29 protein-coding genes and 2 pseudogenes are annotated in these 23,421 nt (G+C 68.8%); 24 read left to right on the top strand and 7 right to left on the bottom strand.

Features of this window, described 5'->3' with window-relative positions:
* Positions 1–104: 104 nt before the first annotated feature.
* A pseudogene (locus E1H18_RS26250) lies at positions 105–401 on the top strand (DUF2493 domain-containing protein); the annotation flags it as partial.
* A 218-nt stretch (positions 402–619) separates the two neighbouring features.
* On the opposite strand, the gene E1H18_RS26245 reads toward E1H18_RS26250, so the two are convergent.
* The 3 genes from E1H18_RS26245 to E1H18_RS26235 all read right to left on the bottom strand — a co-directional run bounded on the left by E1H18_RS26245 (position 620) and on the right by E1H18_RS26235 (position 1,645).
* Complete coding sequence (locus tag E1H18_RS26245) at positions 620–841, bottom strand: hypothetical protein (RefSeq protein ID WP_172275086.1); 222 nt, start codon at positions 839–841, stop codon at positions 620–622.
* A gap of 112 nt (positions 842–953) precedes the next feature.
* Positions 954–1,322, bottom strand: a complete 369-nt coding sequence (locus E1H18_RS26240; protein ID WP_172275084.1) for an MmcQ/YjbR family DNA-binding protein — start codon at positions 1,320–1,322, stop codon at positions 954–956.
* Between the two features lie 134 nt (positions 1,323–1,456).
* Positions 1,457–1,645: a hypothetical protein gene (locus E1H18_RS26235; protein WP_172275082.1), complete on the bottom strand. Its 189-nt coding sequence runs from the start codon at positions 1,643–1,645 to the stop codon at positions 1,457–1,459.
* 415 nt (positions 1,646–2,060) lie between these two features.
* Between E1H18_RS26235 and E1H18_RS26230 the strand changes: the two genes are divergently transcribed.
* The 11 genes and pseudogenes from E1H18_RS26230 (at position 2,061) to E1H18_RS26185 (ending at position 7,647) form a co-directional block, all read left to right on the top strand.
* Positions 2,061–2,390 carry a DUF736 domain-containing protein gene (locus tag E1H18_RS26230; RefSeq protein WP_172275080.1) on the top strand — a complete coding sequence of 110 codons (330 nt, stop codon included), beginning with the start codon at positions 2,061–2,063 and terminating at the stop codon, positions 2,388–2,390.
* A 151-nt stretch (positions 2,391–2,541) separates the two neighbouring features.
* Complete coding sequence (locus tag E1H18_RS26225) at positions 2,542–2,796, top strand: DNA -binding domain-containing protein (protein ID WP_172275078.1); 255 nt, start codon at positions 2,542–2,544, stop codon at positions 2,794–2,796.
* A gap of 116 nt (positions 2,797–2,912) precedes the next feature.
* Positions 2,913–3,269 carry a transcriptional regulator domain-containing protein gene (locus tag E1H18_RS27040; protein WP_241736228.1) on the top strand — a complete coding sequence of 119 codons (357 nt, stop codon included), beginning with the start codon at positions 2,913–2,915 and terminating at the stop codon, positions 3,267–3,269.
* Positions 3,270–3,312: 43 nt separating this feature from the next.
* Positions 3,313–3,681 (top strand): DUF2285 domain-containing protein, encoded by a 369-nt coding sequence (locus E1H18_RS26220; RefSeq protein WP_370526603.1) that lies wholly within the window; start codon positions 3,313–3,315, stop codon positions 3,679–3,681.
* A gap of 150 nt (positions 3,682–3,831) precedes the next feature.
* On the top strand, positions 3,832–4,110 hold the full coding sequence (locus E1H18_RS26215) for an AlpA family transcriptional regulator (RefSeq protein ID WP_172275074.1): 279 nt from the start codon (positions 3,832–3,834) through the stop codon (positions 4,108–4,110).
* Positions 4,107–4,931, top strand: a pseudogene (locus E1H18_RS26210) (replication initiator protein A); the annotation flags it as partial. The gene E1H18_RS26215 and the pseudogene E1H18_RS26210, both read left to right, overlap by 4 nt.
* Before the next feature lie 194 nt (positions 4,932–5,125).
* The gene (gene parA, locus E1H18_RS26205; RefSeq protein WP_172275070.1) at positions 5,126–5,764 is read left to right on the top strand and encodes a ParA family partition ATPase; all 639 of its coding nucleotides are present in this window, start codon (positions 5,126–5,128) and stop codon (positions 5,762–5,764) included.
* Entirely contained in the window at positions 5,761–6,003 is a 243-nt protein-coding gene (locus E1H18_RS26200) for a hypothetical protein (RefSeq protein WP_172275067.1), read from the top strand. The genes parA and E1H18_RS26200 overlap by 4 nt, the downstream gene beginning before the upstream one ends.
* Complete coding sequence (locus tag E1H18_RS26195) at positions 6,000–6,464, top strand: DUF2840 domain-containing protein (protein ID WP_172275064.1); 465 nt, start codon at positions 6,000–6,002, stop codon at positions 6,462–6,464. Before E1H18_RS26200 ends, E1H18_RS26195 begins: the two co-directional genes overlap by 4 nt.
* Positions 6,461–6,988 (top strand): S26 family signal peptidase, encoded by a 528-nt coding sequence (locus E1H18_RS26190; RefSeq protein WP_172275061.1) that lies wholly within the window; start codon positions 6,461–6,463, stop codon positions 6,986–6,988. The genes E1H18_RS26195 and E1H18_RS26190 overlap by 4 nt, the downstream gene beginning before the upstream one ends.
* Positions 6,985–7,647 carry a lytic transglycosylase domain-containing protein gene (locus E1H18_RS26185; protein WP_172275059.1) on the top strand — a complete coding sequence of 221 codons (663 nt, stop codon included), beginning with the start codon at positions 6,985–6,987 and terminating at the stop codon, positions 7,645–7,647. Before E1H18_RS26190 ends, E1H18_RS26185 begins: the two co-directional genes overlap by 4 nt.
* A 172-nt stretch (positions 7,648–7,819) precedes the next feature.
* Here the strand turns inward: E1H18_RS26185 and E1H18_RS26180 are convergent, their stop codons facing one another.
* From E1H18_RS26180 to E1H18_RS26165, 4 genes are all read right to left on the bottom strand, one after another.
* A complete protein-coding gene (locus E1H18_RS26180; protein ID WP_066683291.1) occupies positions 7,820–8,086 on the bottom strand; it encodes a hypothetical protein in 267 nt (88 codons plus the stop codon).
* A gap of 81 nt (positions 8,087–8,167) precedes the next feature.
* Positions 8,168–9,694: an IS66 family transposase gene (locus tag E1H18_RS26175; RefSeq protein WP_066683289.1), complete on the bottom strand. Its 1,527-nt coding sequence runs from the start codon at positions 9,692–9,694 to the stop codon at positions 8,168–8,170.
* A 72-nt stretch (positions 9,695–9,766) separates the two neighbouring features.
* Complete coding sequence (gene tnpB / locus E1H18_RS26170; RefSeq protein WP_066683287.1) at positions 9,767–10,120, bottom strand: IS66 family insertion sequence element accessory protein TnpB; 354 nt, start codon at positions 10,118–10,120, stop codon at positions 9,767–9,769.
* Complete coding sequence (locus E1H18_RS26165; RefSeq protein WP_066683285.1) at positions 10,117–10,983, bottom strand: transposase; 867 nt, start codon at positions 10,981–10,983, stop codon at positions 10,117–10,119. Before E1H18_RS26165 ends, tnpB begins: the two co-directional genes overlap by 4 nt.
* Positions 10,984–11,241: 258 nt before the next feature.
* Between E1H18_RS26165 and E1H18_RS26160 the strand changes: the two genes are divergently transcribed.
* From E1H18_RS26160 to trbL, 12 genes are all read left to right on the top strand, one after another.
* Positions 11,242–12,981, top strand: coding sequence for a DUF3363 domain-containing protein (locus E1H18_RS26160; protein WP_172275056.1), 1,740 nt, complete (start codon positions 11,242–11,244; stop codon positions 12,979–12,981).
* A gap of 83 nt (positions 12,982–13,064) precedes the next feature.
* Positions 13,065–14,291 carry a hypothetical protein gene (locus E1H18_RS26155; RefSeq protein ID WP_172275053.1) on the top strand — a complete coding sequence of 409 codons (1,227 nt, stop codon included), beginning with the start codon at positions 13,065–13,067 and terminating at the stop codon, positions 14,289–14,291.
* A gap of 102 nt (positions 14,292–14,393) precedes the next feature.
* Positions 14,394–16,397 carry a conjugal transfer protein TraG gene (locus tag E1H18_RS26150; protein ID WP_172275051.1) on the top strand — a complete coding sequence of 668 codons (2,004 nt, stop codon included), beginning with the start codon at positions 14,394–14,396 and terminating at the stop codon, positions 16,395–16,397.
* A gap of 3 nt (positions 16,398–16,400) precedes the next feature.
* Positions 16,401–16,823, top strand: a complete 423-nt coding sequence (locus E1H18_RS26145) for a CopG family transcriptional regulator (RefSeq protein ID WP_172275048.1) — start codon at positions 16,401–16,403, stop codon at positions 16,821–16,823.
* 41 nt (positions 16,824–16,864) lie between these two features.
* Entirely contained in the window at positions 16,865–17,281 is a 417-nt protein-coding gene (locus E1H18_RS26140) for a thermonuclease family protein (protein WP_172275046.1), read from the top strand.
* A 185-nt stretch (positions 17,282–17,466) separates the two neighbouring features.
* On the top strand, positions 17,467–18,432 hold the full coding sequence (trbB, locus tag E1H18_RS26135) for a P-type conjugative transfer ATPase TrbB (protein ID WP_172275043.1): 966 nt from the start codon (positions 17,467–17,469) through the stop codon (positions 18,430–18,432).
* Positions 18,429–18,791: a TrbC/VirB2 family protein gene (locus E1H18_RS26130; RefSeq protein WP_206679144.1), complete on the top strand. Its 363-nt coding sequence runs from the start codon at positions 18,429–18,431 to the stop codon at positions 18,789–18,791. Before trbB ends, E1H18_RS26130 begins: the two co-directional genes overlap by 4 nt.
* The gene (locus tag E1H18_RS26125; RefSeq protein WP_172275040.1) at positions 18,788–19,063 is read left to right on the top strand and encodes a VirB3 family type IV secretion system protein; all 276 of its coding nucleotides are present in this window, start codon (positions 18,788–18,790) and stop codon (positions 19,061–19,063) included. Before E1H18_RS26130 ends, E1H18_RS26125 begins: the two co-directional genes overlap by 4 nt.
* Positions 19,064–19,071: 8 nt before the next feature.
* Positions 19,072–21,489 carry a conjugal transfer protein TrbE gene (gene trbE, locus E1H18_RS26120; RefSeq protein ID WP_172275038.1) on the top strand — a complete coding sequence of 806 codons (2,418 nt, stop codon included), beginning with the start codon at positions 19,072–19,074 and terminating at the stop codon, positions 21,487–21,489.
* A gap of 2 nt (positions 21,490–21,491) precedes the next feature.
* Positions 21,492–22,232 carry a P-type conjugative transfer protein TrbJ gene (gene trbJ / locus E1H18_RS26115; protein WP_172275035.1) on the top strand — a complete coding sequence of 247 codons (741 nt, stop codon included), beginning with the start codon at positions 21,492–21,494 and terminating at the stop codon, positions 22,230–22,232.
* 7 nt (positions 22,233–22,239) lie between these two features.
* The gene (trbK-alt, locus tag E1H18_RS26110) at positions 22,240–22,515 is read left to right on the top strand and encodes a putative entry exclusion protein TrbK-alt (RefSeq protein ID WP_172275032.1); all 276 of its coding nucleotides are present in this window, start codon (positions 22,240–22,242) and stop codon (positions 22,513–22,515) included.
* A 2-nt stretch (positions 22,516–22,517) separates the two neighbouring features.
* Positions 22,518–23,421 (top strand): P-type conjugative transfer protein TrbL (gene trbL, locus E1H18_RS26105; protein WP_172275029.1); only part of this gene is annotated, 904 nt, incomplete at its 3' end.

Genomic DNA, 23,421 nt, shown 5'->3' with positions numbered 1-23,421 from the left:
CGCGCCATCCAACCTTGGACCGCCAGCTATAATCTCAACCGCCCCCACTCCGGCATCAAAGGCCTCACGCCCTGGCAGCGTGTGAACAACCTTCTTGGAAACGACAGCTAGACCGCGTACTAGCCAAGCATCCGGACATGGCGCTCCTGCACGGCGGCGCGCCCACCGGGGCCGAGCGTATCGCCGCCTGCTGGGCGGAAAGCCGCCAGGTGACCCACATCGCCTTCAAGCCCGATTGGACACGCCACGCCAAGGCCGCGCCCTTCAAGCGCAACGACCTGCTGCTAGAGACCCTGCCCCTGGGCGTCCTGGTGTTCCCCGGCTCGGGCATCCAGGCCAACCTGGCCGACAAGGCCCGCAAGCTGGGCATCCCGGTGTGGCGGTTCGACGGGGGCGCGTAAGCGCCCCCACTACCGGCCGTCGAACAACGCCGCCGAGGTCTTCGCCGCCAGTAGCTCTTGCCCCAACCGGATAGCCCGCGGCATGCGAAGCCCAACCGCGCCCCCGACGCTGCAGACCAACCTTCGAACAAGACACAAGATCAGTCAGCGACGATCCGTCGATCATGAATGCTCCCGCCAAATTTGGCGGTCGGGCGACAGGATCAACCCGTCGACAGCTAGACGGTGGGCTCTGGCCAGACCCGGACACCATCGCGCGGGATTACATCGACCAGACCGGTTTCGGTCCAGACCTCGACCGCCGAGGCCGAGCCGTGCTGGCGCAGAAGCTCAATGGCGTGGCGGCGATAGCCCTCGTCGTCGAGGACCTGGAGGTCTAGCGTGGTGGCGACCTGTTTGTCGCCCAGGCAAACGAAAGTGTAGTTGACGGCCCTCGCCATCGCCCCGTCCGAAACGCGCGAGGCCGAACACCCCGCACAGCTTATATCGCCTACCGGCCCAGTGGGCCGCAAGGCAAAAAGTTCCATTTTTGTTCTTGGCGCTCGCTAGCGCCTATCGCGCGTCCGTAGCGGCCGAAATGGCGCTCATCACCGTCTCGGCGCTGACGCGTGCGCCGCCGTAGGCCAGGCCCCAGGCCTCGGCGAGCACTTCAGCGCCCTCCGCCTCGTTGAGCGCCTGGAGCTGAACAACCGTGACCCCGCGCTTGCCGCGCAAGCCCGGCTCCCGCGCCAAGGCCCGGCTCTGCGCGATCAGGCGCTTCTGCTCGGCCAGACGCAGCTTGACGACCGCCCAGCCAGGCGCTGGCCAGTTCAGCGTCGCAAACGCGCGTCCACGCACCTTGAAGACCTCCGTCTCCATGACGGCGACCGATTGCACGCCGGGCAGACTGGCGGCGGCGGCGCGAAATGCGTTGGGGGTCATGATGGCCCTCGTCTCTGAACGGAGCACCTTCAAGCCACGAGTCGGCATCCGAGTGTGAGCCGCTTTCGATGAGGAGCCCTGGGGTATCGCCGACCTTTGGCCCCGCCCGGGTGAGCGGGGCCGCCGGGGATCGCTTAGGCCCGGACCGACTTGGGCGGCTTGGGGCGCGACCAGATCAGGGTGTACGCCTCGCTGGTCTTGGTCTCGTAGAGTTGGTGCTGATCGGAGCCGACAGGCTGGCGTCGCCCAGCTTGACCGAATGGTAGGGCCGACCATCGGCGGTCTTCTGGACCCAGGCCCACCGATTTCGACGCGACCGGCATGGATCAGCCGGCCGAGCGGGTTCTCGCCGGCGCGGCCAGACACCGGACCGCAGCATACGCCCTAGACCTAGCGTCTCGCCCGCCGACGTCGCCTTGGAATTCGTCGCCGATCCTCTTTTCGGCGCGCTGGTCGCCACTGTGCTCTTCGGCTTGGACCCAACCCCACAACCTTGCGGCCTCTCGAAGAAGGGATCTGGACGGGTGCGGCTTCGCCTCGGTCGCCTGGGCGCAACGCCGTCGTTCGACTTTCTTCCCCCGGGCCAGGGCCCGTTCCTCGCGGACCAAGAAACTCGCTCGCCAGCGTCCTGCGCTGCGCTGCGGCTTGGCAAGCCAAGTGCGTCGGCGCCCGCCCCGTCCGGCCGATCCTCATCGAGGCCGCGATGGTCGCGGGTTCGAGACCAAGAGGAAGATCACAATGGCTACCATCGGCACCTTCAAGAAGATCGGCGACGAATTCCAAGGCGACATCTTCACCCTCGAACTGCAGGTCCAGGGCGTGCGCTTCGTTCCGGTGTCCGGCCGCGCCGGCGAGAACCCGCCCAGCCATCTGATCCATGCCGGTCGCGTCGAGATCGGCGTGGCCTGGGCCCAGAAGACCGCCGATGGTCGGCCCTACCATTCGGTCAAGCTCGACGACGCCAGCCTGTCGGCCCCGATCAACGCCAACCTCTACGAGACCGAGACCAGCGAGGAGTACAACCTGATCTGGTCGCGTCCCAAGCCGCCCAAGGCGGTCCGGGCCTAAGCGATCCCGGCGGCCCCGCTCACCCGAGCGGGGCCAAGGGCCGGCAACGCCCCAGGTGATGCCGTCAGGGCATCACTCAACGCATCTTCGACCTCTCCCCTAGACGTCCAAGGTCGCTAGACTGGGCGCTTCCCAGTCTTGGAGGCGACCCATGCCGGCGACGATCGGCGACACCGCACCCGACAGCGCCACGCTGACCGACTATGATCGCCAGCACCTGAAGACCTATCTGAGGCTGCTCGACGCCGACGCGGCCGGCGCCGACTGGCGCGAGGTCGCCGCGATCGTCCTTGGCCTGGACCCCGAAGCCGACCCCGCCGCCGCCCAGGCGCGTCATGCCAGTCACCTGGCCAGGGCGCGCTGGCTGATCGCGGGGGGCTACCGGGACCTGCTCAAACCCGACTGAACAGGCGATGCTCCGGCGGCATCACCCCATGCGGCCTTTCCGGCTTCCGAGCGCGTCCAGGGGCGGGAATCGTCAAGGTCCGTCCTTCGTACCGTTTGCTTCCCCGGACCTTCGCGATGCCGCCTGACGCGCTTCCGATCGAAGACTGGCGCAACACCGCCGCCTATGACTACCTCGACACCCTGACACCGTCAGCGCTGGCGTGGGAGTGCCTGCGCCGTAACCAGGCCTACAACGCCGACCTTCACGCCTTGCAGTCGCCCAGCGCTCCAAGCCAAACGGAGGTGGCCGGCCGTTGGGGCCTACGATTTCCCATACCCCGTCACCACGACCGCCCGGGACCTGGCGACCGCCTGGACCCCGAAATCCGATCCTTCGATCCTCCTCTTCGCCCCCGCGCCCAACGAACCGGGCCTAGAACCCACGATCAGCGGCCCGCTGCCTTCGCCGAGCCGCCGCGAGCCGGCGCCTGACGCCGTCCATCTGGTCTTCGGCGCAGGACCGGACGCCCATGTCGTGCGGCTACTGGCCGTGCTCCCACCCGGTCAGCCCGTCACCGCGGTCGTCCCGCTCGATGCGAGCTTGAGCGCACGTCTGGCCGCATTGGAGCGGTTCGGACGCTGGCGCCTGGGCGAGGCCCTGGCCGGCCTGCGGGCCCCGCGCCTCACGCCCCACAAACAGCGCCGCATCGGCATGATGCTGCGCGCCGTCGACGCCCGCGCCGCCGGCGCCAGCCATCGCCAACTGGCCGAGGCGCTCTATAGCGCGCCCCGCGTCGCCGCCGAGCCCTGGAAGACTTCGTCCCTGCGCGACACCACCCTGCGTCTGGCGCGCGACGGCGCCGTCCTCGTCGCGCACGGCTATCGACGGCTCCTGGCGCTCTAGACCTCGCCTAGCACCGACTAGGTCCAAGGACGGGGTGCGATTGTGCGCCCAGACCTTCGCACTCCCTGCCCACGCCCCACGACGACCAGCGTCCGGCCCGAACCGCAGCACGCCCTCCCTGGCCCGCTGCAGCGCATCGGGATCCATTGCATGTCGCCATCACGAACGCCTGCGCCCGCCCTGCCAGCGCCGCGAACGCCGCTGCGCTTCCTGCGCACACAGGACGCCGCGCGATATCTGGGCCTGTCCTTTCGGACACTGGAGAAACACCGGACCTACGGAACCGGCCCGGCCTTTCGCAAGCTGGGCGGCCGCGTCGTCTACGCTATAGACGACCTGGACGCCTGGACCGATCGCGGCCTGAAGGTCTCCACCCGTCAGCCCCTGACCAATCCGATCGCGCCAGCCCAGCCCAAGGCCGGCGGATGAGCGCGCGCGACGCCCCCGTTGAAGCCCCTGATGACACCCTGGCGCCGCTGATCGTCGCTGGCGGCGCTCGCCCTCGCGACCAGCGCGACCTGATGGAGCGGCCTTTCTTCTCGTTGGCCAAGTCCCGTCGCATCACGCCGATCCGCTACCAGGCCGGTGAGGTCGAGGTCTGGGTCCAGGGCCTGCCCGACTTCGGCATGGCCACGATCTGGGACGCCGACGTGCTCATCTGGGCCGGGTCCCAGATCGTCGAGGCCGCCGATCGCGGCCTGCCGACCTCGCGCCGCCTGCGCTTCTTGCCCTACCAGCTGCTGACCGCGACAGGCCGCGCCACCGGCGCGACCGAGTACCGGCTCCTGAAAGCCGCCCTTCGCCGCCTGCAATCGACCGTCGTGGCCACCAGCCTGCGCAACGGCGAGCATTGGCGTCGCCACCAGTTCTCCTGGATCAACGAGTGGACAGAACTCTCAGGCTCGGATGGTCGAAGCCTTGGCCTGGAGATCGTGCTGCCCGACTGGTTCTATCGCGGCGTGCTGGACCGCGCGCTCGTGCTCTCCATCGATCCAGCCTACTTCCAGCTCACCGGCGGGATCGAGCGCTGGCTCTATCGGGTCGCCCGCAAGCACGCCGGCCGCCAGCCGGGTGGCTGGCGCTTCGAGGTGGCGCATCTGCACGTCAAGTCCGGGAGCCTTGCGCGCCCGAGCGACTTCGCCCTCGACCTGCGCCGTCTCGTCGCCCGCCAATCCCTGCCCGGCTATCGCCTGCTGCTGTCTCGTGACGCCCGTCGCGAGACCCTCCACATCCTGCCGTTGGTCTCGACGATCGACCTGGCCGCGCCTGTGGACGGCCTCGTGACATCAGGCGCAGCACCCCTCGTGACATCGGGCGCGATCGCCTCGGGATATCAGGCGCAACATCCCCAGCTAAACCTATGGCCCGGCGGCGAAATCGCCGCCTGTAACTTTGACTCTAACCAGGAGTCTAACCTTAAGAGGCCGCCACCGCGGTCGCGCCGATGATCATCGCCCTCGTCAATCAGAAGGGCGGCGTCGGCAAGACGACCTTGGCGCTTCATCTGGCCGGCGCCTGGGCCAAGCGCGGGCGGCGCGTGGTTCTCGTCGATGCCGATCCGCAAGCCTCGGCGCTCGACTGGTCGGCCTTGCGCGCCGGTCGAGGCCTGGAGCGGCGCTTCAGCGTCATTGGCCTCGCCCGCGAGACCCTCCATCACGAGCTGCCGGAGCTCGCCCAGGACCGTGACATCGTGATCGTCGACGCCCCGCCCCGGGTCGCGCCGCTGATGCGCTCGGCCCTGCTGGCGGCGGACCTGGCGCTCATCCCGGTACAACCCTCGCCGTTCGACGGCTGGGCGTCCGACGAAATGCTTCGTCTCGTCGGCGAAGCACGCGATTTTCGCCCGTCGCTGCGCGCCCGGTTCGTGCTCAATCGCTGCGGCGCCCGCACCGTCATCGCTCGCGATGTCGCCAGCGCCCTGGCCAGGAGTGAGCCGCCCGCCCTGCCCGTCCAACTGGGCCAGCGCGTGATCTTCGCCGACGCCGCGCGCCATGGGCAACTCGTCGACGAACGGGCCGGCGACGCCAAGGCCTGGCGCGAAATCCTGGCCCTGGCCGACGCCATCGAGGAGCTGGCGCCGTGACCCGCAAGCCCGCGGCCTCCGGCGATTTTGCCGCCCGCCCCACCGGCGCCGACCGCTGGGTCAAGAGCGCCACGACCCCGGCAGCCAAACCCTACAGCGCTCGCCTGACGCTCGACATCACCCCGGCCCTGCGGGCGCGCATCAAGATCATCGCCATCGAACGGGGTCAGACCCTTTCCGACATGGTCCGGGAGCTACTCGAGGCGACCTATGGCGTGACCCAGGCCCCGCCGCCATGACCGCCCGCACCCAAGTCGACCTCGTCTGGATCGAGGGGCGGATCGAGCACTGGCTGAGGTTTGGCCGTCCGGTCGACGAGGTCGTCATCGATCGCCGCCGGCGCACCGCAACGTTCGACCCGGGCGCGATCTTCGCCTTCGTGCGCTGGACCGCCAACGACTACGGCACGGTGATCTCACGCCTGGATATCCTGCGCGCCGTGGCGCCGGGCGAGCCGTTCCAGACCCTCGCCCATGTCCGGCCTGGCGGCGAGAGCCTCCTGCGACTCGCGGGATGGCCGCTCGTCGAGCGCGCCCTTGGCCACATCGGCCAGATCGAGGCTGCGGGCGTCACGCCCACCGCCGTCGATCCCGACCACTGGCGTCATCTCAACAACCGCCTGCTCACCCGCGAACCGCCCCGTCCCTACGACCGGGCGCGCCACCGGGCCTGGCTTCACCGTCGTCGGCTCGCCCCATGAAACGCCCCCTCATCCCACTCGTCCTGGGCCTTGTGGCCTGCACGGCGATGACGCGCGCCTGGGCGCCCAAACTGGTGTGGAACACGACCGCCAGCGCCCCGATCGGCCTCTATCGGGTCATGTCGCCTCAGGCGATCCGCCGCGGCGATCTTGTCGCCATCGCCCCGCCCCCGCCGCTGGCCCACGCGCTCGCCCGGCGCGGCGTCCTGCCGCTCGGGACGCCGTTGATCAAACCCGTCGCCGGCCTGCCACGCGAGGAGGTTTGCCGCCACGGCGACACCGTCACGCTCGCGGGCCGCGCGCTTGCAATCGCCCGTCAGCGCGATCGCCACGGTCGCCCACTTCCGACCTGGAGCGGTTGCCGCCTGATCGATGACGATGAGCTTTTTCTGCTCAACGCCGCGCGCGACGACAGCTTCGATGGCCGCTATTTCGGCCCCATCTCGGCCCACGGGCTCCTGGGACAGGTCACCCCGCTCTGGACACGATCCAGCCCGCCGGCTGCGCCGAAGTCGCGCCGATGAAGGACGAGACCCAGCGCTCGCGCGGTCGCCGAGCGGCCGCCATGGCCCTGACCGTCGTGCTGCTGTCCGCCAGCGGAGCGGCCGCATCGAGCCGCCCCGCCGCCGACCGGATCCAGGCCGCCCTCGGCGAGGCGGAAGCACGGTTTGGCGTACCGCGCGAATGGCTACTGGCTGTCATCGCGGCCGAGAGCGCGGGCGATCCCCAGGCGATCTCCCCGGCCGGCGCCCAGGGGCTGATGCAGATCATGCCCGGCACATGGCGAGACCTGCGACAAAGCCATGGCTTCGGCGCCGATCCGTTTGATGTCCGCGACAATATCCTGGCCGGCGCGGCCTATCTTCGGGCGCTGCACGACCGCTACGGCGCGCCAGGCTTTTTGGCCGCCTACAATGCCGGGCCAGGTCGCTACGAGGCTTTCCGAGACCAGGCTCGCCCCCTCCCGGCCGAGACCCGTCTCTACGTCGCCAAGCTCACCATCAAACTGGGCCTTCCCGCGCTTGCCGGCGGGGCGCCGACGCGGCGCGCGCCACCGCCAGACTGGCGCCGCGCCCCGCTCTTTCCGGCCGCTCCCGGATCCGACGCAGCAGCGCTCGACACCCTGTTTCCCGCCGCGCCAGCCGCCCGCGGCGACACGGCGCCGGCGGGTGACGCCCTGTGAGCGCCGCGCCACGCTTGCCGGGCCAGCGGAGGTCGGTGACGGGTTCGGCAGTCGACTTGGGGGCGACACCAGGGGCCGGTGGGGTGCTCAATGTAAGCGTCCGGCTATTGCACGTCCGCCAGGTGTTGACGTGATTTCCACGACTTCACGGCCGACGCATCGCCTTCGGTCGTCAGAACTCAGTGCGACGGGGTTGCGACGGCGGGTGAGGCTTCGCTTGCTCAAAGCCTTCAAAGCCAACGGATGCCGCGCGCGCCAGAATAGCTTCGGCTTGCTTGACCGCTTTGCTGAACTCAGAGCTTTTCCAAGTATCGATGCCGAACTCATCCCAATCGAGGAGATCATAAGCATCCTCGGATCGGAGGCTCAGTTCGCGCAACGCGATGAGCGCTTCGCGCAGCAGTTCGGCCTTGTCATCGCTCTGCGGAACTTGGGTCACGTCTCTGTTCCTCTTGCCAGTTTGGCCACTGGGCGGCTGCGACCCGATGCGTCCGACTTCTACCGATTTGCAGGGCCTGCGTCAGGCCTCGGCTTCTTCAGTCTGCTTCCAGGCCCAGGGCAGCAGCTCGTCGAGGCGGTTGACGGGGTGGCCATTGACCATGCGCTCCAGCACATCCCGCAAGTAGGCGAAGGGCTCGACGCCATTCATCTTGGCGGTCTCGATCAGCGAACCGACCACGGCCCAGCGGTCGCCGCCGCCGTCCGAACCGGCGAACAGGTGGTTCTTGCGGCCGAGGGCGATGGGCCGGATCGCGCGCTCGACGGGGTTGTTGTCCAGATCGATGCGGCCGTCTGTGAGGAACAGGCTGAGCGCGTCCCAGCGGCCGAGGGCGTAGCGGATGGCCTCGGCCAGGGCGCCGCGCGGCGGCGCGCGGGCCAGCTGACGTTCCAACCAGGCATGCAGAGCGTCCACCAACGGGCGGGAAGACTCCTGACGCGCCGCCCGCCGCAGCGCCGCCGACTGGCCGCGCACCTGGGCTTCGATGGCGTAGAGCTCGCCGATCCGGCGCAACGCCTCGACGGCCACGGGCGCCTTGGTGGACTCGGCGATCTCATAGAACTTGCGCCGGGCGTGCGCCCAACAGGCCGCCAGCTTGATGTCGCCGGACGCCGTCAGCGGCTCGAAGCCGGCATAGCCATCGACCTGGAGGACGCCCTTGAACCGGCCCAGATGGGCGGCTGGACGCTCGCCCTTCCGGTCCGGCGCATAGACATAGACCGTGCCGGGCGGCTCCGGTCCGCCCCACGGTCGATCATCACGCGTGTAGGCCCACAGCCGCCCGGTCTTGGTCCGGCCCCGGCCCGGATCAAGCACCGGGATCGGCGTGTCGTCGGCGAAGAGATGGCTGCTGGCGAACAGGCTGGCCGACAGCTTGTCGTGCAGGGCTTGGAGCCACCAGCAGGCCCCGCCGACCCAGCCGGCCAGTGTCGAGCGCTCCAGGTCCACGCCGTGCCGAGCAAAGATTTTGGACTGCCGATAGAGCGGGGTGTGGTCGCAATACTTGCTGACCAGCACCTGGGCCAACAGCGCCGGCGTGGCCAGGCCGCCGTCGATCGGCCGCTCCGGCGCTGGCGCTTGGACGACCGTTGCGCAGGCCCGGCAGGCGTACTTGGGGCGCACGATCCGGATCACCCGCATCTGCGCGGGAACCCAGTCCAGCATTTCGCTGACGCTCTCGCCGATGCTGTGCAGAGCGCCGCCGCAGGCGCAGACCTGGCTGTCGATATCGAGCAACCGGTCTTCGCGCGGGAGATGGTCGGGGAGCGGTTTGCGCTTGGGTTGAGCCTTCGCGGGCGCGGGCAGGATGTCGGGTCGGCGCGCTTCGGCGGCGGCCAGATCGGTCTCGACATCCTCCAGGGCCAGCGCCAGTTGATCGGCGTCCAGGTGCTCGGAACGGCGTCCAAATTGCGCGCGCTGGAGCTGCTTGATGATGGCTTTGAGCCGGTCGATCTCGCCGTCCCGCTCACCGACGAAGCCGGCCATTTCGCGCACCAACTGGTGCAGCAAGGCCGTGTCGGTAGGCAGGTTTTCGAGATCCAGCCGCATGCCCGATTCTACTATTTTCGGAGTCCGCGACCAAGCATTTTCCCCTTATCCAGCGGGGTTTTCGACGCTATTTCAGCCGGCGATGGCGGGCCGCCAGGTGCGCTCCGGGAAGCGCCAGTCGATGCCTTCGATCAGCATGGCCAGTTGCGCGGGCGTGAGCACCACCGAGCCGCCAGGCGTGGTGATATGGGGCCAGATAAAGCGCCCTCGTTGCAGCCGCTTTGTGAACAGGCACAGGCCTGTTCCGTCCCAGTAGAGCAGCTTGATGGTGTCGGCCTTTCGCCCCCGGAAGGCGAACAGGTGGCCCGAGAACGGGTCCTCCTTCAGCAGGTCTTGCACCAGCATCGACAGGCCGTCGAAGCCCTTGCGCATGTCGGTTTGACCCAGCGCCAGATGCACCTTCACGCCGGAGGGGATGATCATCATCGGGCCGCCTCCCGCTGCGCCACGTACCGCCGGACCTCATCCGGATCGCTCCCTGGCGGCGCGAAGACCCGGCGTCCGTCGCCAAGATCGACGGCCACCGCGCCCTCGGGAATCGGCAAGGGAATGCCCCCCGTGAGCGCCTGGCTCGCCGTCTTGAGGCCATCGCCGACCAGCCTGACCCGAGCCAGCTTTGCGCGCTCGTCCTGGCCAAGGCCCATTTGGGCGCGCCACCGGAACAGCATGCTGGTGACCACGCCGTGTTTCCTGGCCACCGCGCTGACCGTGGCGCCGGGCGCTTGTGTCTCGGCGACGATGGCGCGCCTTTGCTCATCGTTGAACGTGCGGCGGCTGCTCCGGCCATCACCGTCGCGGAGCGTTCTGCTCGCGTCCGTCAAGCCGGATTCCGGCGTCCGGGCCTTAGCACTAGTGCTTCGTCTGGGCCCCACATACGGGCGGGCGCTGGGATGAACGAGCTCTCGCCAATCGATCCCAAGGGGGTCTTCGTCCAGGCGTTGGCGCCACTGACGCAACGACGAGGGTGTCAGCCGAAGGGCGCTGGCGTATTCCGCCGCGCTCAGTCCGCTCCACAATTGGGCCTCGACGTGCATGGCCCAGAACGCCTGCACGGCCCGGTTACGAACCTCGCTGGTGGAGCGTCGCGGCGGCGGCTTTCGCTTGCTCAAAGGCTTGTGCTGCAAGGCGTCGGCGTCACCGATCTTCTTCAGCCAGCTGCTGAAGACGCCGGGTTCGAGCCGGTGCTCGCCGCAGTATGCCGCGCGCGACAAACCGCTCAGCCGCCACGCCTCGATGTGGATCGCCCAGTAGGTTCGCAGTCCTCGGTTTTGGTAGCGCTTCGACGCCACGGCCGATCTCCCTCGCTAATCAGGAGCCCGACATGGTTCGCCTCATGGAAGGAGAACAAGAGTGCAACAACCGAACGCAAACTGCTCAATAGTGTGGACGGCAAGATAAAAGCCGCGACGGCGCGCGGGTCGCGCGGCCTTGCGGGACAATGGTTTGCTGCGCCTGCCGCCGGGCGGCGGGGATGGCGCATTTGCCCATTTTCCAAGCAATTTCAAACGCAAAATCGCCAGCATTCACCGTCTTGGAGCGTCTGAGCCGTGGCTGATCAGGACGATGACTTCCAGGTCCGCCCCGGACGGATCGGGCGGGACCGCCGCGCAGCGCGCAGCGCCCAGAGGTTCGTGGCGCAGGTTTCCCAGGCGGTTCAGGCCGCCGGCGGGCGCAGCCAGATCCGCCGCGCGACCCGCACCAGCGGCGGCCGGGGTCGCGGACGGGCCTGGCGATTGGCCGCGCTCACCACCCCCGCCCGTCGCGCCGTGATCAAGGCCCGGGTCGTTCGCCAGTTCGGGACCCGCTTTCGCGCCGCAAGCCTGGCCCGTCACCTGCGCTATCTGCAGCGCGAGGGCGTCACCAAGAGCGGCGAGCCGGCCCAGATGTTCGACGCCGCGGGAGACCAAGCCAACGCCGCCGGGTTCGCCAAGCGCTGCGAGGATGACCGCCACCATTTTCGCTTCATCGTCTCGCCCGAGGACGCCGGCGAGATGGCCGATCTTCGCGCCTTCACCCGCGAGCTGATGGACCAGGCCGCAGAGGATCTCGGCGTCCGACTCGACTGGGTCGCGATCGATCACTGGAACACCGACAACCCCCACGTCCACGTGCTGCTGCGCGGCGTGTCGGAGGACGGCGCCGATCTGGTCATCGACAAGGCCTATATCAGCCGGGGTCTACGCGAGCGCGCCGAACGTCTGGTCGAACTCGAGCTGGGTCCGCGCCGCACCGAAGAGATCGAGCGGGCCCTGCTGCGCGAGGTCTCGGCCGAACGCCTCACCCATCTGGACAAGGCTCTACGCGGGATGGCCACCGAACCAGACGCCTTAGTGGATTTGCGGCCAGGCGATCCAGCCATCGGCGAGGATCTCCGCTCCGCCCTCGTGGGACGCCTGTCCAAACTTACGGACTTGGGTCTTGCAACCCGCAGAACATCGGGGGTCTGGACGCTGGCGCCCGATCTGGAGCCGACCCTGCGAGATCTCGCCCTTCGCGGCGACCTCATCAAGACGCTGCACCAGGCCATGGCGCGCGAGGGCCGCGAAGTCTCCGCCGAGCGGCTGGTTCTCACCGGCGAGCCGCCGCCCCACGGGGTCACCGGCCGCCTGGTCGAGCGCGGCCTCCATGACGAACTGCAAGGCAGCGCCTACGCCGTGGTGGACGGCCTGGACGGACGCCTACACCACCTGCGTTTTGAGACCCTGGAAGCGACCGGCGACGCCGCCCCCGGGGCCGTGGTGGCGCTGCGGACCTGGACGGAAGCGTCAGGTCGGGCGCGCCATGGACTGACAACCCATTCTGACCTGCCGCTGGCCGCGCAAATCCAGGCCGATGGGGCCACCTGGCTCGACCGCCAACTGGTGGCGCGCGAACCGGCTGCGCGCGCCGACGGCTTCGGCGCGGAAGTGACCAGCGCTCTGACCGCGCGCCAAGCCGTGCTCGTGGAGCGTGGCCACGCCTCGACGGTCGACGGAACGACGCGGCACGCCCCCAAGCTCCTGGAGACCCTGCGCGAGGTCGAGCTGACCAGGACCCGACAAGCCCTGGCTCTCGAGACAGGCCAGACGCCCCGCATTCCCCAGGAGGGCGATACGGTTGCGGGGGTCTATCGGAGGCGGCTGGATCTGGCGTCGGGCCGATTTGCGATGATCGACGACGGGCTCGGTTTTTCGCTCGTGCCCTGGCGCCCCAGCCTGGAGCGCCATCGCGGCCAGGCCATCTCCGGAGCCGTTGCGGGCGGCGGCATCGACTGGTCGCTTGGCCGCGCCAGAGGGCCAGGCCTCTAAGCTCGCCCCCCACAACGCCAGGACGCGCAACACTCGTTAAGGTGCAGCTTGCGACAAGAGGGTGCATCACCTTCGAGGCCCTCATGAGTCACAGCGTCGATCAGCCCCCGGCCAACCCCAACCTGGAAGCCGCCAAGGCCATGCTCGAAAGAGCCAACGCCCTCGTCGACGCCGTGCCCAAATGGCTACGTGTCGTCGCCGGGCTGTTCTTTGGCCTCCTGGGTCCGACCTGGATGGTCAACGACTACCTCAAAGGCTTTGGCCAACCGGGATTGGGCGCCTTTGGCGACAACCTGATCGTCGGCATCCTTCAGGCGGCCGGCCTGGTGTTCGCTCTTCTACTGGCCCTGATCGGCGTGATCCTCGCCGCACCGCTGTTCACGCGGTTCTTCTTTGCCCACCAAGCCCAAGGGCTCAGCTTTGCCGATCACGTCAACAGCCCCATGCTCGGGAGCGTCAGGCCGGCGCCGACGCAGAACTTCACGCCCCGACCTGTGCTCGCATACTTCGCCGCCAACGCCTCCTTGGTTGGCCTGGCCGTCCTCCAGGCGTTGCAGCCCTACGTCAAATGCCTGCAGCACCCGCCTTTCTGGCTGGTGCCCGCCCTGTTGACGCTCAGCCCGCTCAGCGCCCTGCTGATGGTCCAGTTCTCCATCAAGCCGGCGAACCGGAGCAGTTGGGCCTCGGCCGCGGCCATGGCCATCGGCTTTGCCTTCGCCATGTCAGCCTGGTCGTGGGTCTCGTCGGTCGACAGCCTGCTGACGCCGAACCTCTCGCCGGACGGCGCGGCCGACCCGAACCGGCCAGCGCTCATTCTGATCGGCGCCTGCGTTGTTCACTTCGCCTTGAGCGCGGCCAGCCACAACCGTCGCGCCACCGTGGTGATGATCATCCTGGCCATCCTTTCGACCCTGGCCTTCACGCCCGGCTCCCAGATGCTGATCTTCAACGCCCTGCGCGCCAGCAACGCCGGCGGCGGCGTCGCCGACTACTATCCCGACCCCGCGCGCACGACCCTGGGCGGGCCGCTGAAGTCGGCGTGTCTGATCCTGACGGCGGGCGAGTATCGCATCGTTCGCCTGACCGACGATCCGGAGGACTGCAGCGCCGAGCGCATGCGTTTCTTCTACAGCCAGCTGCGCCATGCGCCCAGCGAAGCGATCCGCCGCCAACGCGCCTGCGGGGTGATGCCCATCCGCCGTGATGCTTTCGCCGGGTCGCTGAGCTTGCCGGCCAAGAGCGGCGAGCGCCCCGACACAGCCGCCAAAACCCTGGTCGGTTGCCCGCCAGCCATCCCCAAAACCCGCTAGCGGCCTGTCGTTGCGCGCCAGGACCGCCGCGCCAGTTATTCCTTCTTGATCCGTCGCTTGGACGGAAAACTTTGAAGGCTCCCCACACCCCGGGAGCCCTCAATGTCCGCCACCCGGATTCTCTGGGGCCAGGTTCTTGTCGTAGGCCTGATCGTCCTCGTCGCAATCTGGTCGGCGACCCAATGGACCGCCGCCCAGCTCGGCTACCAGGACGCCCTAGGGCCGCCATGGTTCGTCTGGCGAGGCCAACGGGTCTATGCCCCGCCCGCCTTCTTCTGGTGGTGGTTCGTCTACGACGCCTATGCGCCGGCGGTGTTTCTTCGCGGCGCGGCCACAGCCGCATCGGGCGGCCTTCTAGCGGCGGCCGCAGCCATCACCATGGCGATCTGGCGCGCCCGCGAAAGCGCCAGCGTCGATACCTACGGCACCGCGCGCTGGGCCACGACGCTCGAGGCCAAGGCCGCCGGTCTGCTCGGCGACACCGGCGTGGTCCTGGGACGACTCGGCGAAACCTATCTGCGCCACGACGGCCCCGAGCATTGCCTGTGCTTTGCCCCGACCCGATCGGGCAAGGGCGTGGGCCTGGTGCTTCCCACGCTCCTGACCTGGCCAGGCTCGGCCATCGTTCACGACATCAAAGGCGAGAACTGGCAGCTCACCAGCGGGTTTCGCGCCCGCCATGGCCGCGTCCTGCTCTTTGATCCGACCAATCGGGCCTCGGCCGCATACAATCCCTTGCTGGAGGTGCGGCGCGGTGAGTGGGAGGTCCGCGACGTCCAGAACATCGCCGACATCCTGGTCGACCCGGAAGGATCGCTCGAAAAGCGCAATCACTGGGAAAAGACCAGCCATGCCCTGCTGGTCGGCGCGATCCTACACGTGCTCTACGCCGAGCGCGACAAGACCCTCGCGGGCGTAGCTGCGTTCCTCTCCGATCCCGAACGCCCGATCCTGGCGACCCTGCGGGTGATGATGCGCACCCGGCATCTGGGCGAGGCCGGGGTCCATCCTGTGGTGGCGTCCGTGGCTCGCGAGCTGCGGGACAAGTCCGACAACGAGCGGTCGGGCGTGCTGTCGACGGCCATGACCTTCCTCAACCTCTATCGCGATCCCGTCGTGGCGCAGGTGACCGGTCGCTGTGACTGGCGCATCGCCGATCTGGTCGAAGGCCCGCGCCCCACCACGCTCTACCTCGTCGTGCCGCCGTCCGACATCAGCCGCACCAAGCCGTTGATCCGCCTGTTGCTCAATCAGATCGGCCGGCGCCTGACCGAGACGCTCGGCCCGGTCGGCAAGCGCCATCGCCTGCTTTTGATGCTGGATGAGTTCCCGGCCCTGGGACGGCTCGACTTCTTCGAGAGCGCCCTGGCGTTCATGGCCGGCTACGGCCTGAAATCGGTGCTGATCGCCCAGTCCCTGAACCAGATCGAAAAAGCCTACGGCGCCTTCAACTCGATCCTCGACAACTGCCATGTCCGGGTCAGCTTCGCCACCAACGACGAAAGAACCGCCAAGCGGGTCTCCGACGCCCTGGGCGTGGCCACAGAGCTTCGTGCGATGCGCAACTACGCCGGCCACAGGCTCTCGCCGTGGCTCGGCCACCTGATGGTCTCACGCCAGGAAACAGCGCGTCCGCTCCTCACGCCAGGCGAGGTGATGCAGTTGCCGGCCGACGAGGAGATCGTGATGGTTTCGGGGGCGCCGCCGATCCGCGCCCGCAAGATCCGCTACTACCAGGATGCTCGGCTACGCCGCCGTGTCCTGCCCGCGCCGGAGCCGGCGTCGCGACAAGATCCCCCGCCCGCCCCTGACGATTGGTCAGGTCTGGCCGTCTGCGCCGCGCCCTCGCCGGCCCCGTCCTCGGCGGACTATCGCCGTGACGACGAGGATAGCGACGCAGGTGACGACAGCAGCGGCCCCCGTCGCGAGCCAGGCTTGCCCGAACACGAGGACATCGTGGCATCTCCCGCCGTGCAGGATGAGTTCGCCTTCGACGATCCCGATCTCGACGCCGGCCAATCCACCCGCCGGATGGCGCTTCAGCGACGCATGACCGCCGTGGCGCGGCAGGCCAGCCTTGATCCAGACGATGGCGTGGAGCTCTAGTCGATGCGACGCAAACATACCTTTCGGCTCGAACCGGTCCTGGCCGGCCAGCTCGCCGACTACGCCCACCGCAAGCGCGTCCCCCAGGCCCTCGTCGTCGAGACGGCCCTGGCCTCGCACCTGTCACCCGATAGCCCCGAGCGGCTGGAAGCGGCCCTGTCGCGGCGTCTGGACCGCATCAGCCGCCAGATGGAGCGGCTGGAACGCAGCATCGAGATCGCCAACGAAGCCCACGCACTCTTCGTCCGGTTTTGGCTGACAGCCACGCCGGCTATGCCCGACACTGCCCAGGCCGCCGCCCAGGCCAAGGGCCGCGAGCGCTACGCCGCCTTCGTGCGGGCGCTCGGACGAAGGATCGCGGCGGGCCAGAGCCTGGCGTTCGAGCTCAGCCAAGACCATGGCCCGCAAGACGGCGAGATCGATTGAAAGGGCCTAGCCCCCTGGCCGAAGCAGTCTAGAGCACAGCCATGCTTCAGACCGCCGCCGCGGCCGCCGCCGCGGCTTTGATCGCCTGCAACGCCCCGCCCGTCCACGATGGCGACACCCTGCGCTGCGCGGGCGAGCGCGTGCGTCTGTTCGGCGTCGACGCCCCGGAGCTGCGACGCGGCAAGACGCCGGCGCAACCGTTCTCCGACGAGGCGCGACTGGAACTGGAACGGCTGACGCGCGGCCGTGTGGCCTGCCGGTTCGTCGATCGTGATCGCTACGGCCGCTTCGTGGGCAAGTGCTGGTCGAACGCCAGCCCCGACGTGAATGCGGCCATGATCCGATCGGGCTTCGCCACCGAGTACCGCCGCTACAGCAAGGGCCAGTACGCCAAGGCCGAGGCGGAAGCCAAAACCGCCCGTCGGGGCGTTTGGGCGTCCAGCGCGCCGGCCCGCTAACCCCGCCGCGACCTACGCTTCACCCTCGGTTTCGTCCGCCGCGCGCCGACGCGAGCGCCCGCCTGCCTGCCGTTGCCCGCTAGGGCCTCCAGGCCCAATTCCCCTGTTGTTTCCGACAATTCCGGGCGCTTCTTAATCAGCCTCGTTCGCCGTCCCCCAGGCCGGCGCGATCGAACGAGGCCTCCATGACCGCCCAGCTCGCCACCGCCGAAAGCCTCGATCGAGGCGTGCGGATGCTGCGCACGGCCATGGGCCCCGAGCTCGCCGCTTGGCTGGCTGATCCCGACATCAGCGAGGTCATGCTGAACGCCGATGGGCGCTTGTGGATCGACCGGCTGAGCAGCGGCCTGGCCGACACCGAACGACGGATGTCGCCAGCCGACGGCGAGCGGGTGATCCGGCTGGTGGCCCATCATGTCGGCGCCGAGGTCCACGCCGGACGACCGCGTCTTTCGGCCGAGCTCCCACAGTCCGGCGAACGGTTCGAGGGCCTGATCGCGCCCCTGGTCACCGCGCCGGCCTTCGCGATCCGCAAGCCGGCCCGGGCGATCGTCAGGCTCGAGGCCTATGTCGCCGCCGGCGTCATCTCCTCCCACCAGGCCGCGCTGCTGCGCCAGGCTGTGCGGGATCGCAAGAACATCCTGGTCGTCGGTCCCACCTCGAGCGGCAAGACGACCCTCACCAACGCCCTGCTCGCCGAAGTCCCCACCGACGAGCGCCTGGTCCTGGCCGAAGACCTGCGTGAACTGCAGTGCTCGATCCCCAACCACATCGGGCTGCGCACCCAGGTCGGTGTCGCCAGCCTGACCGACCTGGTCCGCAGCGCCCTGCGCCTGCGCCCCGACCGCATCATCGTCGGCGAGGTCCGCGGCGGCGAGGCGCTCGATCTCGTCAAGGCCTGGGGAACGGGCCATCCCGGCGGCCTTGGCACTCTTCACGCCGGCTCCGCGCTTGGCGCCCTGCGCCGCCTAGAACAGCTCATTCAGGAAGTCGTCGTGGCGCCGCCGCGCGCCCTGATCGCCGAGACCATCGAGCTGATCGCCGTCCTGAGCGGCCGCGGCCAAGCCCGCCGCCTCACCGAGCTCGCCTCCGTCACGGGGCTCTGCCCCGCCGGCGACTACCGCCTCGTTCCGATGGGAGACCTGCCATGAGCCAAGCTCGCGCCGTTACCGTGCGCCGTCATGCCCCGAGCGGTTCCGCGCTCGACCGACTCAGCCTGCTGACCCTCGCCGCCATCAGCGCGCTCCACGCGATCCCGGCGCAGGCGGCCGGCTCCTCGATGCCCTGGGAAGCGCCGCTGCAGTCGATTCTGGAATCGATCGAAGGGCCGGTCGCCAAGATCATCGCGGTGATCGTGATCATCAGCACCGGCCTGGCGCTAGCCTTCGGCGAAACCTCCGGAGGCTTTCGCCGGCTCATCCAGATCGTGTTCGGCCTGAGCATCGCCTTCGCGGCCAGCTCCTTTTTCCTGTCGTTCTTCAGCTTCGGCGGCGGGGCGCTCGTCGCATGACCCGGCCCGACGATCCCTTGCCGGCCGACTACTACGCTCCCGTCCATCGAGCGCTCATCGAGCCCATCCTGTTAGGCGGCGCACCGCGAACGATCGCCATCGCCAACGGCACCCTGGCGGCTGCGCTTGGCCTTGGCCTGCGGCTCTGGATCGTCGGCCTGCTGTTCTTTGCCATGGGCCAGCTGCTGGCGGCCTGGGCCGCGCGCAGCGATCCGCAGGTCTTCGAGGTCGGCCGTCGACACCTGCGCTACCCGCCCTATTTCCGCATCTGAGGCCGCCCATGCTCGCCCTCAGCGTCTATCGCGATACTCGTCCTCGCCTCAGCGACTACCTGCCCTGGGCCGCGCTCGTCGCCTCCGGCGTGGTGCTCAACAAGGATGGCGCCTTCCAACGAACTGCGGCGTTTCGAGGTCCAGACCTCGATAGCGCCACGCCCGCCGAGTTGACGGCCGTGACCGCCCGTATGGGCGGAGCCCTGCGCCGCCTGGGTAGCGGCTGGGCGCTCTTCGTCGAGGCCCAGCGCGCTCCCGCCGTCGCCTATCCGCAGAGCCGCTTTGGCGACCCGGCGTCGGCCCTGGTCGATCTGGAACGCACCGAGCAGTTCAGCCAGGCCGGCGCCCACTTCGAAAGCCGCTACTTTCTGACCCTGACCTGGCTGCCGCCGGCCGAGGAAACGCGTCGCGCAGAGGGCTGGCTGTTTGAAGGTCGCAAGGCCGTCGCCGCCGATCCCTGGACCCAGACCAAGGCGTTCATCGTCGAGACCGACCGACTGCTGCAGCTGCTCGACGGCTTCATGCCCGAATGCGCCTGGCTCGATGACGGCCAAACCCTGAGCTACCTCCACTCGACCGTCAGCACCGTCCGCCAAACCCTGGCGGTTCCACAGACCCCGATCCACCTGGACGCCCTGCTGGCCACCCAACCCTTGGTCGGCGGGCTCGAACCGAAGCTCGGGCGCGCCCACCTGCGAACCTTGACCTTGGTCGGGTTTCCCAGCGCCACTTTTCCCGGCGTCCTCGACGAGCTCAATCGCCTGGCCTTCGACTACCGCTGGACCACCCGCGCGGTGATGCTCGACAAGCTGGCCGCCGCCAAGGTGCTCGGCCGCATCCGTCGCCAATGGTTCGCCAAGCGAAAATCCGTCGCCGCCATCCTCAAGGAGGTGATGACCAACGAGGCTTCGGTCCTGGTCGACAACGATGCGGCCAACAAAGCCGCCGACGCCGACGCCGCCTTGCAGGACCTGGGCGCCGACCTCGTGGGCCACGCCTACGTGACCGCCACGGTGACGGTCTGGGACGAAGACCCCGCCCGGGCCTCCGAGAAGCTTCGCCAAGTCGAGAAGGTGGTCCGGGGGCGGGACTTTTCGACCATCGTCGAGACCCTGAACGCGGTGGAAGCCTGGCTGGGATCCCTGCCCGGCCACGTCTACGCCAACGTCCGCCAGCCACCGATCTCGACCCAGAACCTGGCCCACATCGTGCCGCTATCGGCGGTCTGGGCGGGTCCGGAGCGGAACGGCCATCTCAACGGGCCGCCGCTGTTCTACGCCCGCACCGAAGGCGCAACGCCGTTTCGCCTGAGCCTTCACGTCGACGACGTCGCCCACACCCTGGTTGCCGGCCCCACCGGCGCGGGCAAGTCGGTGTTCCTGGCCTTCACGGCCCTGTCGTGGCGACGCTACCCCGACAACCAGATCTTCGCCTTCGACCACGGCGCTTCCTTGCGCGCGGCAGGCCTGGCCATGGGTGGAGACTGGCACGATCTGGGCGGCGAGGCTCAGGGCCGCGCCGTGGCGCTCCAGCCCCTGCGTCGTATCGACGAACCGGGCGAACGCGCCTGGGCGCTCGAGTGGCTCGCCGCCGTGCTCGCCCGCGAAGGCGTCACGATCGACCCAGCCGCCAAGGCCCATCTGTGGTCGGCGCTGGAATCCCTGGCCAGCGCGCCGCCGATCGAGCGGACGCTTTCAGGGCTCGCCGCGCTCCTCCAGGCGCCGGCGCTCAAACAAGCCCTCGCCCCATTCTGTCTGGGCGGCGCGCACGGGCGGCTCCTCGACGCTGACGCCGAAAGTCTCGGGACCGCTTCGGTTCAGGTCTTCGAGACCGCGGGTCTGCTCAAGACCAGCGCCGCCCCCGCCGTGCTGGCCTATCTCTTTCATCGTATCGAGCACGCCCTCGACGGGCGCCCCACGCTCATACTCATCGACGAGGGTTGGCTGATCCTCGAGGACCCGGTGTTCGCCGGCCAGCTGCGCGCGTGGATCAAGACCCTGCGCAAGAAGAACGGCGCAGTCGTCTTTGCCACCGAGGCCCTGCTCGACCTCGACGCCAGCCCGGTCGCCGCGACCATCCTCGACAGCTGCCCAACACGGATTTTTCTGCCCAACGCCCGGGCCGCCGAGCCCCGCAGCCAGGCGATCTATCGCAAGTTCGGCCTCAACGACCGGCAGATCCAGATCATCAGCCGCGCCGCGCCACGCCGCGACTACTACTGCCAGTCGCGCCAAGGCCATCGGCTGTTCGAACTGGGGCTGGGCGAGATCGCCTTGGCCTTCTGCGCGACCGCGTCAAAGCCCGACCAGGCCTTGATCGACGCGATCGACGTCGCGCCCGGCCCGGCATTCACCCGCGCCTGGCTGCTCGCGCGCGGCCTGCCCTGGGCCGCCGATCTTGTGTCCCACCTTCCCCTGGAGCCCTGACGATGGCTGGACCAGCCCGCCGGCGACTGCTGCTCGCCGTGACCGCCCTTGCCTGCCTGCCGCGCGCCCGCGCCGCGAACGCGCAGCTGACCGTGTTCGACCCCAGCAACTACGCCCAGAACGTGCTGACAGCGGCGCGCACCCTGCAGAGCATCAACAATCAGATCCAGGCGCTGCAGAACCAGGCCCAAGGCCTGATCAACGACGCACGCAACCTGGCGGGCCTGCCCTTCTCGTCGCTGTCGGCCCTCCAAGGCCAGCTGCAGCGGACGCGCGCGCTCATCGGCCAGGCCCAGCGGCTGGCCTATGACGTCTCGGCCATCGAGACGGCGTTCAAGGACCAATTCGGCCCGGCCGATCTCACCGCCACAGACCGTGACCTGGCGAGCCTGGCCCAATCGCGCTGGTCCACCAGTGTCGCCGCATTCCAGGACGCCCTGAAGGTCCAGGCCGGGGTCGTCGGCAATCTCGATGGCGCCCGCGATCAGATGACCCAGCTGGTCGAGGCCAGCCAGTCGGCCAACGGCGCCCTGCAGGCAGCCCAAGCCGGCAACCAGCTGATGGCCCTGCAATCCCAGCAGCTGGCCGACCTCCTGGCGCTGATGGCCGCTCAGGGGCGCGCCCAGAACCTTGATGCGGCCGCCCGCGCCGCCGCTCAGGACCAGGCTCGCGAGCAGATACGGCGGTTTCTCACCCCCGGCGCCGGCTACCAAGCCCCGCCCGTCACGCTCTTTTCGAAGTGAGGGCGATGTGGACCCCGCCCTCGTCTTTCGCCTCGCCGCCGCCGGGTTCGTCGCCACCGCCGTGGTCGTGGCCGTGCTTGGTCAGCGCTCGCCTCCACCATCGCCCGCGCCGGCCGCCAGCCCGCCCACCACGATGGTCGCGACCGCCGATCCGCATCAAGCCGCCCTGCGCCAGTGCCAGAGCCTGGGCGCCGCCGGCGCCGAAGATTCTGAGTGCTTGGCCGCCTGGGCTCGGCAGCGCGACCGCTTTCTGGGCCGCCCCCAGCCATCGCAGGAGCGATAGTCATGGAAGGGTCCGGCGTCATCGACCGCTTCCTCGGGGTCTTCGGAGGCTACATCGAGTCCGGCTTTGGCCTCCTCAGCGGCGAAGTGGCGTTCATCGCCACCAGCCTCATCGTCATCGACGTCACCCTGGCGGCGCTGTTCTGGAGCCTCGGCGAAGGCGACGACATCCTTGCCAAGCTGATCCGCAAGACGCTCTTCGTCGGCGTCTTCGCCTACCTGATCAGCAACTGGAGCATGCTGGCCAGGGTGATCTTTGAAAGCTTCGCCGGCCTTGGCCTCAAGGCGACGGGCGCGGCTTTCACCCAGGCGGACCTCCTGCGCCCAGGCCGCGTGGCCCAAGTCGGGATCGACGCTGGACGCCCGCTTCTCGAGTCGATCTCCGGCCTGATGGGCTACGTCGCCTTCTTCGAGAACTTCATCCAGATCGCGGTGCTGTTCATCGCCTGGCTCATCGTCCTGCTGAGCTTCTTCATTCTGGCGATCCAGCTCTTCATCGTGCTGATCGAGTTCAAGCTCACCACCCTCTGCGGCTTCGTGCTCATCCCGTTTGGCCTGTTTGGCAAGACCGCCTTCCTGGCGGAGCGCGTGCTGGGCAACGTCATGTCGTCGGGCGTCAAGGTGCTCGTCATCGCCGTGATCGTCGGGATCGGCTCGACCCTGTTTTCCAGCTTCACGCCGGTCCTAAACGAGCGCCAGCCGAACATGGAGGAAGTCCTGGCCATCATCCTGGCCGCACTGACCCTCCTGGGCCTTGGCATCTTCGGTCCGGGCGTGGCCAGCGGCATCGTGTCCGGCGGCCCCCAGCTGGGCGCCGGCTCGGCCGTCGGCACGGGACTGGCCGCGGGTGGCGCCATGGCGGCTGCGGCCGCAGCCGGTGGCCTGGTGGCCGGCGGCGCAGCGGGGG

Origin of the sequence: Caulobacter sp. RHG1 (assembly GCF_013181195.1) — a bacterium.
Taxonomy (GTDB): Bacteria; Pseudomonadota; Alphaproteobacteria; order Caulobacterales; family Caulobacteraceae; genus Caulobacter.
This window is presented reverse-complemented; position numbering and strand designations above follow the sequence as displayed.